The sequence below is a fragment of the Marinoscillum furvescens DSM 4134 genome (assembly GCF_003386095.1).
GTDB classification, from domain to species: Bacteria; Bacteroidota; Bacteroidia; order Cytophagales; family Cyclobacteriaceae; genus Marinoscillum; species Marinoscillum furvescens.
Map to the genome: position 1 here is coordinate 23,895 of NZ_QREG01000011.1, position 11,581 is coordinate 35,475.

Genomic DNA, 11,581 nt, shown 5'->3' on the forward strand with positions numbered 1-11,581 from the left:
ATAGGTTATTTGAGCAATACTTTCTGCACAGCGTCTCCATAGATCAGCAGATAGACACCATCTCGGATGGCCGTTAGATCTACCGTGCCATTGCTTACGTCAGGGTACACTCCTACCAGCTGTCCGGCCAGATCAACTATCCGCAGCTCCTTTGCGTTGAGCTCGCCATGTATCCTCACTTGCTTATCATACACAAATAGTCGCGGTGAATCTTGTGGTTGGTTAGCCAGCAGTTTTTTCGCAGCTACCAGTTCAAACCGATCATTAAACTCCCCTGCTTTGGAGTGAAAAGTATAAGGCTTACCCACTGGCATAGCCGTAAGCGTGCCGGCATGCAGGTCACGCAGGTAATACAGGTCACCAGCCCGATCTTCAGTGATGGTCAGTGTAAATGAATCGTTCGTGGCTGTATGAAAACCGATCGGCACCTGCATATTTTCAAGATTAGTGGTGTGTATGGATAGTTTTTTGCCATACTGCGGCACAAAGAGCAAATCCGACTGATGTGCATTAAACACAGGGGCATCGTACCCCTTGAGCGGTAAATTACCCGGCACATCAGATTTCCAGGCCACCATGCACTGGCTTAGATGTGTGCCAGCTTGTGTAGCCAGATCCAGACGCACATAGGGCACAGTTTCAAGAGCTGTTCTGTAGAAATTGTCGCTTAGATTATGGCCAGCCACGCGCATGTCTTCGGTAAATACCACAGTGCCCGCAGCCCCATCTAGTTGTATAAAAAAGCCCTGAGAAGATCCTATGTAGCCATTCCATCGGTGCTCATTGTTTTCACCGCCCAGGTCTACAGCCCCTACTTTGTTTACCACCACATAGTCGTTGTTAGTCCCTCTTCCCTGGTCAGAGCCATTATCATCCCACAGGTATATGGCCCCCGTAGTGTTTGTATTGGCATCCAAAAAAGCGTCCAGCTCTATGGCTGCCGGGTATGGATTGCTCACCAGATGCCATCCGTCGTTTTCATAGGTGCCCGTGTAAGTGATGGTGCCATCATTGGGAATTCCTCCAAAGGTTAAAAATTGCATGTTCGTCTGAGTATAGCCTTTGCCGGGCTTCAGTGTGTCAGAGGCTGCATCCACCCATCTGCTTAGGTCCAGTTCACTTTCAGCGCGCGATTCATCATAGGAGTACACATGCATACCCATGGTCTCTCCCGTGATTAAGCTAGAAGCTTTCATCGGAGTGCCTACAAAGCTATATCTGCCATTGTCAAACCGCGTGTTGCGCTCCACAAAAGCGTGGAGTCCGCCGTGCATATTTCCTTCATAAGTGATCAACGTTCCGCCAGACTCTATGAGGAGCACCCCATGGGAGATCAGGTGGCCATGTACTTCTAGTGTGTGGCCCGCGTCTACAGTCACAAGTTCAAATTCATCAATGTACAGGTTATTGACACTTAGGTTTCCATCTATACTACAGGTGTAATCGCCTGCTAATCGCACATCATCGTTGATTTGAGGGCTTACACCTCCCTGCCACTGGTTGCCGTCCCATACCAGAGCGTCGGGGTCTGATGCACCTGTAGAGAGCAGGCGCCCAAACAACACCTTGCCTCCCGTGGACTTGTCAAAATCCCTCAGTTTCAAAAACTGCGTAGTTTCATCAGTAATCACAAACAAGACGCCATCATAATACTCCCCATCCGCAAAGGTGGTACCGTACAGGTTGTTGTCCAGTAGTGTTAGGCTGCCAGAAGGCACAGCACCATCCTCTCCCGAAAACTCATGTACCACCTCCAGTTCTTGATTTTTCGGATCATACGCAAATATGGTACCTGCGCCCTGCCCTCCATTCTGAGAAATTCCCCAGAGCCTGGAGTAAAATGCGGTAAGTCCACCAGTGGCAGTGACGCTTTCCTGAGCTGTGAAATAATGCTCTACGGCAAATTCAAGCGAATTGACATCTACACTAAACAGAGTACCCACTTGTGCATTGCCGCCAGCCGTGGTAGTCCCGTACATCCTACCATTAAACAGGGTTAAATCACCATGAGGCAATTGCCCATCCGTGCCATCAAACTCATGCACTACTGTTACGTCATTGGAGTTATTGAGGTCTACCTTGTAGATCACCCCCATATTGTTGGCTCCGCCCAGTTCAGTGACTCCCCACAGCTGATCGTCTATTTTGGTCAGCCCCGAATAGGGCACATTGCCATCCTGCTGATCAAAATAGTGAATGATGCTAAACTGCTGCAGCGTGTGATTGTATTCATAGATGGCTCCATGTTGCCCTGCACCGATCAGCACTCCCCAAAATCGATCATCGTCTATAGCCTGAAGACTGCCCAGCGGATTGCCATCAATTAGCGTGAAATGATGGTTCATGGTGAAATCGCTCCCATCTTCATCAATGGAAAACAGCACACCACTATTATGCGTGCCTCCAAGCTGTGTAGTCCCCCAGTACCGGCCATTTGCGTGGAGCAGTTCACTTAAGGCAGATGCATTGCCCGGGTGATTGCCAAAATCAAAAGCCGTTTTATACTGCTCTGTATTGAGCTGGTAAGAAAAAATACTGCCTTTGGCATGTGCTCCACTATTGTAAGTGGTGCCCCAGAGCTCTTCGCCTACCAGTATCATTCCTGAGCGGTATTCGTCCAGCTCGTCAAACTCCCGCAGTACCCGGAGAGTCTCTGATTCTGGGTTGAACGCATAGAAGCCTCCCAGGTCTTCAGTGAGGTCAGATGAAGTAAGCCCTACAAACACCGAATCCACCCACACCATGCTTTGTACGGGGGTGCCTCCAGTAGCTGCCGAGAAATCCATCAGTTTGGTAAACCCCTCAGCTTCGTTGATCTTGTAAATGGTTCCCAGGTTGTTGGCTCCACCTTCAGTAGTTACTCCATACATATTGCCATCGTATGCGGTGAGGGCCGCACTGGGGTTTTCCCCATCTGCGGCAGTTAGATGATAAACAATAGAAATGGTATTGTTTTCAGTGTCTATAGTATAAATCACACCCAGATCATTATCACCACCCTGCTGGGTGGTACCCCAAAGAAAAGTGCCGGCCATGGTCAGGTCAGCATGTGGGCCATCGCCAGTTTCAAAATCATGAATCTTTTCAAATTGTGCGGCACTTACATTGTATTTAAACAAGGTGCCCTTCATGTTTTCACCACCAGAGTGGCAAACACCCCACAGTTCTTCGCCTACTGCTACAAGGGAGCCCGGTTGCCTACCATGCTTTTGGGTGCCCAGATCTAGAAAATCAAAGTGCCGGGTGTATTCCAGTGTCGTTGGATCAAAACTAAAAATGGTACCTAAACCTTCAGTACCTCCATTGTTGGTCGTTCCCCAGAGCTTACTCTGAAACCATACCAGCTGACAGTTGGAGTTGATGTCTAAAGGAAAATGATGGACATCAAGATAGCCTGTACCATCGGTGCGGATAGAAAAGATTGTTCCTGCATCGGAAAAGCCATCGTCAGTGGTGAGGCCCCATAGCTTATCCTGAGCCAAAGTGAGGCGCCGTGAAGTAGGGTGTATCCCTTCATCCAACCCTTTCAATACATTGGCCTTCGAGCCATCTGCTGATACAGAAAAGATAGACAGAGTACCCAGGCCTATTAGCTCATGTGTCTGGCCTTGGCAGGTGAACTTTGTAAGAAAAAGCCCTACTAGCAATAGCAGGAGAATCTTCCAAAAGTTTAAGATGTGAGGTTTCTTTTTCATATGACTTGGAGTTCTTAAGTGAAACGGTGCTACTACCCGGTGTTGTCCGGATTTCTCAAGTCAAAGATGTACAGGCAACTATTTAGAGACCTGCCAAAAACCTCACAATCCTGCCAAAGTCATAACTACCTGATTTTGGAGTACTTAAGGGGGATGTTGTCAGGTTTATGCGTATGACAGCATGAAAAATGCCAGTAATAATCCGCCTGTATGGACCTTATTACGGGTTGTTTAGTTTTTCAGCCCTACTAATCAGCTTAGGTGTGCGATTTTCACCAGGGCTAAACTTGTGTCGGATTGCAGGATTTCCCTGGCAGGATTGTGAGGTTTTGCTACTTGCCATGCGTGGCTGGTCTTGAGTGTTAGTAGAATGGTAATTGACAGTAGGCAACGAGCAGTAGACCAAAACTTACAGACCTACCTCAATCGATACATTGCCTATTGAATTTTGCCTATTGCCTATTGTATTCTGCCTATTGCAAATTGAATCCATTGCCTATTGAAACTTGTCTATTGTCTTTGGTCTATTGTCTTTGGTCTTATGTCTTATGTCTTTTGTCTACTGAGCATTGCCTATTGACTATTGGGAAACTACCAGAAATTACATCCTGTTGGTCACAAGACCAACAGGGACGGAAAATTTGCCTTTTGTCCTTTGCGGTTGTCTACAGTCTAGTGTCTAAATTCTTGCCTACTGCCTATTGAATTCTACCTACTCGCTATTGATTCTGGAAGATTTTGTCTTAAACTTCGACAAGCTCAGCTTGACAAAATCAATTGATATTATTCCTTCTAGTGTCTTCTGTCTCATGTCTTTTGTCTACTGAGCATTACCTGTTGATTTGACAAAAGTGTCTTATCCTTCGACCGTGCCTACGGCAGGCAGGCAAGCTCAGGATGACCCTTTTGGTCTATTCTTTGCCTATTGTTTTTTGCCTATTGTCTATTGTCTCATGTCTTTTGTCTACAGAGCATTGCCTATTGTTTTTTGCTTACTGCCAATTGAATTCTACCTATTGAGTTTTGTCTTCTTCTTTCCCAAAATCCTCCGCGGCTTTCAGGCATCACACCATAATACCGGGCACTTTGCTGCTCATACGCCTCAAACATGGTCCGGGCTATAGCCTGATACTTCCGCATCGCCATGGGCTTCTTGTTTCGATAGTCCTTGAGTGCGTAGCTACACCATAGCGCCGTTTCAAAGGCCTTGTAGATGCCCTGCCCAGAAAGCGGGTCAAACTTCATCAGCGCATCGCCTACCGCTAGCCAGCCCTCACCGTATGCAGCACTTTGGTGCACGCGGACGGTAAACCATTGTCCCTCCTGATGATGCGGCACCGTAGCAAATGCCGACCGAAAGGCTTCATCATCCGGAAGCTCATGGTGCAGATCGCCTGCAGTTTTAAATGCATGCGTTTTTACGTGTTCGGGATCCGTCACTAGCGTAAATACCGACCGATCGGCCAGGTTGCAGTGGTACCACCAGCCATTTTGAGCGGCAGCTATCGTAGTATAGGTCTCCTCCCCGATCTTTTCACCAAAAAAATAGGTGGCCACCAGCTGGTCCTTTACCTCACAGCTTTTGCGATGGTCCGCCAGGATCGCAGCGCTTCCTGTAGCATTGATGAGAAAGTCCGCCTTGATAGCCAGCGACTGCCCTGTGACTATCCAGTGATCACCTTTTTGCACGGCATGTGCCTTGCCAAAACCACGCACTACCCGGATACCACGCGCCTGGCAGTGCTCCTCCAGCCATTCGTCAAACAATGGTCTGTTTAGGTGCCATCCTGTACCTTCCGTCTGCAGGAGCGCAGGCACATCGGTATTACCCTCCCAAAGTATGCGTCGGCCATATGCTGGCCAGTGGTCTTGGGCAAGAAAGGAATCCTTTAAGTGCAGTGCCTCAAAAAGACGCAAAATTCGGCCAGGCACCGTTTCGCCCGGTCTAAAGCCCCGCTGCTGCGTTCGCTCTACCACGGTGATGGAGAGGTCTGGCAGCTGCTTTCGAATGGCTAGCGCGGTGGCCAGCCCCGCCGGACCAGCCCCTACGATGAGTACCGTTTTCATTCTTCTTGCTTTACCGCATACCACGAGGCTACTACACCTGCCGGATGGATGGTTTGCCCACTACCTCCGGAGTGTGGAATCACCCGCACTATAGACCCCACGATAGTTGGCGGCTGATTGTTGCCATCTACCCACGGCTGCACCATGTACCCTACATAGTTGTAGATCCACTCTTCGCCTCCTACTACGCCTTTGCCCTGAAAGCGCAGCTCAAACGGGCTGCCGTAGTTTACCGAGCCTTTGAGGTCCAGCGACCAACCAGGGCCATAAATCAGGCCTTTGAATTCATTGACTGGGGATTCGTCGATGCGAATGGTTCCCTTACCAAACTGTAGGTCGTTAAAGGCTACCGACAGGTCGGGATTGTTGAGAAGGCTCCGGTATGACCAGTTGCCTAGTAATAGCTCATTCATTTTTTTACTTTTTTAGTGTTAGAAACGGGACCAGCGTACTGGTCGGAAATGGTGTCATCAAAATTTCGCTCCTGCTCCAGGTAGCTAGCCCCCTGCTGGAGCACAAAGCCCAACTCACTCCAGTAGGAAACCATTTTTAAGTCACCCTCATAAGTTTGAGGTATGCCTCTCGCCCAGTTTACCTGGTTCACCACCGGGTTGGAGCCATTCATTAGCGGATTGCCGTTTTGGTCTTTCACTACTTTAAAGACCTGCATGGGCCGGTGCGAAGGCCACCACAATACCGTAAAGGTTTCCTGGTACTTTTGCAGAAAAGGGTCTTTAGGATCATCAGGGTTGATTTTATTCCACTCCTGAAAGGTCACATTGACATCCTGCGAGCTACACTCATTGAAGTCAGCCTGCCAGGGCAAGGCACTCATTCGTGTGATGTCTCCCGGCTGCAACCCCTCGGCATAGTCCGCTCCCAGGCTTAGGCTGTCGGGGTGGTAATACGCCTCCACTCCTGGCGTGGTGCCCGCGGTGCTATTGTCCATACCGGGGATAAAACGAGGATCGGCCTTGATCCGGAACGGCTTACTGTAAATGGCGGGATTGCGCATGATCCACGACACTTCACCTCCCGGACAAAAAGCCCCACCAATGATATTGCTGATCACACCCCCATCCAGCTGCTCGCTTTCAGGTTTGGGCTCCGGCGTGATGTGCTCCAGCTTTTCATTGATAAACTTACCCTCGGCCCACTGTTTGAGGATAAAGAGTTGCGTTTCGGTAAGCACCAAAAACTTGGAAGGTATGGTGTTGGATATGGGATTGTCCCCTGCCAGCAGTGGCATGAGTAAGTAGTTGTAGTTTTGGCTTTTGGGGTTTTTCGTATTGCGAAAAATGTTGCGCTCCTCTCGCTGCCGCAGCATGTTGTAGATGCGCTTGCGGTACATATCATTGCGTTTACGAAGCTCAGGGTCCGCTTCAGTTTTGGGAGGCACACTCAGGATACTTTCGTCAAAAGTGCCCCTCGGCCCGGCGTAGTGTGGTAAGTTAGAGGCCATCACTATGTTGCTCACCCATTGCATCTGATTGGGGCGCTGCAAGATGGGCCACACATCCCGGTAGAAATATGGGTAATAGTCATCGTTCCACTGCTTCCGAGGGTTGATGCGCCAGTCTTCCAGGTTTTTGGCCGTATCCACGGTTTTCGAGCCATCGAAGGGCGCCTCGCCGTACAGGTACTGGTTGGTACCAAAGTGCTGGATGTTTACGTCAGTGAGCAGGTCTTCCAGTGTGATCATATCCGCAATCTGAGGCACATAGCGAGGATAGCCCACCACTACCCAGCTGGGGTCTTCCACCGCTGCATACCGATATTGGTTGTCGCGCTCGTCAGCAAAGATTAGCTTCGCATACACAGGACCATCGCTGGTGTCATCAAACCACCCGTCATTATTGGCATAGGCTTCTATTTTGGGTTCTCCCGGGCCAGAGAGGTAGCTGCCCGAGTGGCCATTGCCGCCGATTACGATGAGCTCATTTTGATCATTGGTCATGATCTTGCCCAGCGTATCGATGCTCTGAGGCTGTAATGGTGGCGGAAAAGTCTGCGCGTAGTTTGGGTTTTTTCCTTTGGCAAATTCCGCTTCACGCTTTTGGGTGCAGTTGATGGACTGTGGCCCCGGATCGATGATCAGTAATTTGGTGCGCTCATCCGGGTCGGTAATGTGGGCATTGCGCAGCGGATGGTCTGGTTGGTAGCCGTGCTCGCCCTCCAGCTGATCAAACTGATACCAGGAGGCTTTCTTGTTGGCCAGCCATACCGTCCATTCTATATCCACGAGTTTGCCTTTGCTGCCTACCCCTATCACTTCATCTCCGGGTTGGATAGGGCGGCCTTTTGGATTTTGCTCATCATACACGTAGATGGTAAATCGGGCGGCCTGTTTTTTGATGCGCTGCTGCGCGTCCTTAAAAGCAGTAACTCGCTCATAACTTTTGTCTTTGCCCTTTCGAAGCGGAGTGCCATTGGCTGTGCAGGCTATGGGTAGTTCAGCGAGCGCTTCTGGTGATAAATAAAATTCGTCAGGGCTATTGCCTACCCGGGCTATGCCTATGGCAGGATGTATTTTATATGTAGTGTTCATGATGGGATTTCGTGGTGTTTTAGGTAATAAAGAAATACATCTCCCGCGGCGGAAAACCCGGGAGTATAAGGCGTCTCGTGACGACTTACTTCATAGATAATTTCTGGTTTGGCATGTGCCGGATCACCCCCTTTCACAGGCGGATCTGGGTGGTACTGCATCATCAGCTGCACCTTCTCGGCGGTCTGCTGGTCAAACAGGGCGGTGACGATCGCCAGTGCTTCGTCTATAGTAGACGAGATACCGCCACCGGTAAAGATGTTCTGATCCACGACGTAGCGCGGATAGCCGGCCGCCAGGGTCACCTGTGGAAACTGGGCCAGTAGTGTGGCAGTCATCCAGTGAGTAGTGGCTTTTCGGCCGGCCAGTAGACCTGCCGTACCGAGCAGTAGTGCCCCCGTGCATACCGAAGCAATAATTTCCGCTTCCTGGCGGGCCTTTTCCAAAACCTTGAAAAATGGATTATCAGCCATCTTTTGACTATAATACAGCGGACAGCTCGTATCCATAGCGCCGGGCACATAGATCAGGTCCAGTTGGTAGCGGCCTTTCTTATCATTTAAGTAATCCTGATAGGTGATGTCCTGAGCTATTTTCACCTGCTCTCCACTTACCACCTCCCCCTTTTTGGCAGCCGCCAGATAGGGTTTCAGTTTGTCGTGTTGGAGGTCTTTAGGGTCTGGGCCCAAAAGCAATACTTCTGAGTCGGAATGGTACCGGCATGCGTAGTGAAACACCTGATGTGCTCCAATAACATCGAGTGAATCAAACGTCGGGTAAAGCACGATACCTATACGCTTTCCTTTCTTTTGTGTCTTTTTTGCCATGAGGAACGGATTTAGTCGATAAAATCAAGAGAAAGTGCTTCCATACGGAGCAGGTCGGTGAGCGCTTCACCATCCGTGTCTTGCACCAGTAGGTTCACATGAAAGTCTTTTTCACCTTGCTCTATAAGTTTGGAGACACACTGCGTGGCATCCAGCCGGTAATTCCACGGTGTGTTGTGATGACGCTCACGTACATCACCTACCCTGCGGCGGCCCGGAGGGTCGCAATGCCCGCTACTGCCTATACACTGCCCATGCCCGAATAAAACGAAGCTGCCCACATAGTGATCCGGGTGCTTGTCACGGTCTCCAGGCTCTGGACTGTCCAGGTTCAAAAAGACTTTTACAAACAATGATTGGTTAGGCTGTGTAACATTGATGAGCTTTACCTCGGCCTTTTCGTGATGCTCCAGTGCAGTATGAGAGACATTCACTTTGTCAGTCTTTAACTTCCTGATGCCTAGCTCCTTATTACCCTGCATGTAATGACCAGAGCGAACATATTCGTAGCCAAACCGATGGATGTTGTAGGTCTCTCCCACCAAATAGTTGAAAGGTACCAACACGCTGTTTCCACCGTCTGGAGTAAGCCCGGGATGCTTCACCTGCCACTTGTACCACATTCGGTCCACATTGGCATGGTGCGCGTAGAAGATCGGGTCAAAACCAGCCGTCAGGTTATTGAGCATATCTCCGTATTTAGGCTCCAGAGGGTCATTGGGGTCGTAGTTGGGGTTGTATCCTCCTGACCAGATATGGATGGTATTGTGCGGATCCATGTCCAGCACACCAAAGGATTCATTGTACGCATCACCACCACCAAATTGCTGAAAAGACCTGGTGGCGAGTATCTGCTCGATATCTGTTCTGGTAGGATAATGGTGATGAAAGTCCCGAAGTGTGCGAAGTGGCGTAGGGTAACGCTTTGGGTCATAGTTAGTTTTCATCGGGTACCGGTAGGGATACCAGAGCGGGTTGATGTCCTCCAGGAGGTCGTAAAACTGCTGCTTCCATGGTTTGATTACCGCGTAGTAGTCGAGCTTTTTAGATGGATAAAAAGCCGCATAACAGAGGTCATCCAGTGTCTGGAAGGGTTTGTCTGTGTGCTTGCGTAGCACGTCTGCCAAGTCGGAGGGAAAATCACGCGCCTCCAGCTTGCTGATAGCCTCTTCTGTAATCCATAGCTGATATGCCTCGGGGATGAAGTAGTCGCCCGTATCGGGATCCAGATAGTGTTTATTGGACCACTGCCAGTAGTGCAGCGCCACGCTTTCGTCTTCGTCCATGAGTAGCTGCTCCATCTCATACATCTGGCACCTATGCCAGGGCAGAAACTTCTCCCAGCCATGCTGGCAAGAATTGCCATGCACCCGGCCCCAGTATGCAAACGATCTGCGGTCCTGCTCTGGTCTTGATTTTACAATCCTGAGTGCATCACGGTAGCAGTTTAGCTCTGATTCACTGAGCTCTTCCACGTTTTTTCGCTGCGCCAGGTGTCCGTTAGAGCGTCGCTTCTGGTTCGTAGTGGCAGTGCATACGCCAAACGTGGCTTTGCCAGTAGCTAGCTGCTGGCGCTCTACCTGGTCGAGCGAATCGGTAGTGTCTTCCTGTGGGCAGCCATCTGCGATCCAGTCGGCGATGAGCTGTATGTCTGGTGCCGACACCTCTCGCTCCGCAGACCATAGCAGTTTGGGAAACTGAGTGCCATCAAAAGGAAATTTACCTTTGAGTCCTCGTATCAGTCCTGAAGCTTCCGGATCTCCGGTAGTAGTAGCGGCTGTTGTGGACTTTGCTACCGGCTGAGCACTGCTGTGGCAGCAGCTGTGAGACGGTGGCTGCTCATTTGGGTTTTCACCCAATACAAACATGGGTATACCATAGAGTTTCATGGAGATAAACTCCTCATAAGGACGGTCCCAAAAGCGGTGATAGCCGTCATAGTCTGGGCAGTCTTTGCCCTGAGCTTTTTCCAGTATGAGCCTTACCTGCTCATACCTGCTCCGTTGTTTTTTCTTAGCCATTAAAGGATTGGTTTTAGTTCCTGAAGAGCGACTTACAATGGGGTTGTGCTTTGCGAGGTATTCGCCACATAGAACCGGCCACCAGCTGACCACCAGACAGCAGGCTTATGCCTACATAATAGCCCGTGGCACTAAAGGTGTTGCCACTAAAACTCAGCAGTATAACTCCCGTGCCGAGCACACATAGTGCTATAGCCATGAGGTGAATTTTGCCTGCACAGTCACGCCGCAGTTGCCATAGAGGCAACAGGCATAGCGCCAGTATTAGGGCATATTCCCATGTGGGAGTAGTAGCACGGTCCAGGCCACACACAGATATGGCCGAACCAATAGCGAATACACACAAAGAGCATTTAGGAAGGAGTACCAGTGCCAATACACTCACTACGGACCGGTACCCCTGTCCTAACCTAAACAATAGTC

General features: G+C 49.9%; 7 protein-coding genes. All 7 read right to left on the reverse strand.

From position 1 onward, the window contains the following. Positions 1-5: 5 nt before the first annotated feature. On the reverse strand, positions 6-3,695 hold the full coding sequence (locus tag C7460_RS12325; RefSeq protein ID WP_115868415.1) for a choice-of-anchor tandem repeat GloVer-containing protein: 3,690 nt from the start codon (positions 3,693-3,695) through the stop codon (positions 6-8). Between the two features lie 978 nt (positions 3,696-4,673). Then, positions 4,674-5,762 (reverse strand): NAD(P)/FAD-dependent oxidoreductase, encoded by a 1,089-nt coding sequence (locus C7460_RS12330; RefSeq protein WP_115868416.1) that lies wholly within the window; start codon positions 5,760-5,762, stop codon positions 4,674-4,676. Continuing rightward, positions 5,759-6,175 (reverse strand): hypothetical protein, encoded by a 417-nt coding sequence (locus C7460_RS12335; RefSeq protein ID WP_115868417.1) that lies wholly within the window; start codon positions 6,173-6,175, stop codon positions 5,759-5,761. The genes C7460_RS12330 and C7460_RS12335 overlap by 4 nt, the downstream gene beginning before the upstream one ends. Further along, on the reverse strand, positions 6,172-8,310 hold the full coding sequence (locus C7460_RS12340; RefSeq protein WP_115868418.1) for a LodA/GoxA family CTQ-dependent oxidase: 2,139 nt from the start codon (positions 8,308-8,310) through the stop codon (positions 6,172-6,174). Before C7460_RS12340 ends, C7460_RS12335 begins: the two co-directional genes overlap by 4 nt. After that, entirely contained in the window at positions 8,307-9,137 is an 831-nt protein-coding gene (locus C7460_RS12345) for a DJ-1/PfpI family protein (protein WP_115868419.1), read from the reverse strand. Before C7460_RS12345 ends, C7460_RS12340 begins: the two co-directional genes overlap by 4 nt. Positions 9,138-9,148: 11 nt before the next feature. Next, complete coding sequence (locus C7460_RS12350; RefSeq protein ID WP_115868420.1) at positions 9,149-11,158, reverse strand: tyrosinase family protein; 2,010 nt, start codon at positions 11,156-11,158, stop codon at positions 9,149-9,151. A gap of 13 nt (positions 11,159-11,171) precedes the next feature. Continuing rightward, complete coding sequence (locus C7460_RS12355; protein ID WP_147302937.1) at positions 11,172-11,576, reverse strand: hypothetical protein; 405 nt, start codon at positions 11,574-11,576, stop codon at positions 11,172-11,174. Positions 11,577-11,581: the final 5 nt, after the last annotated feature.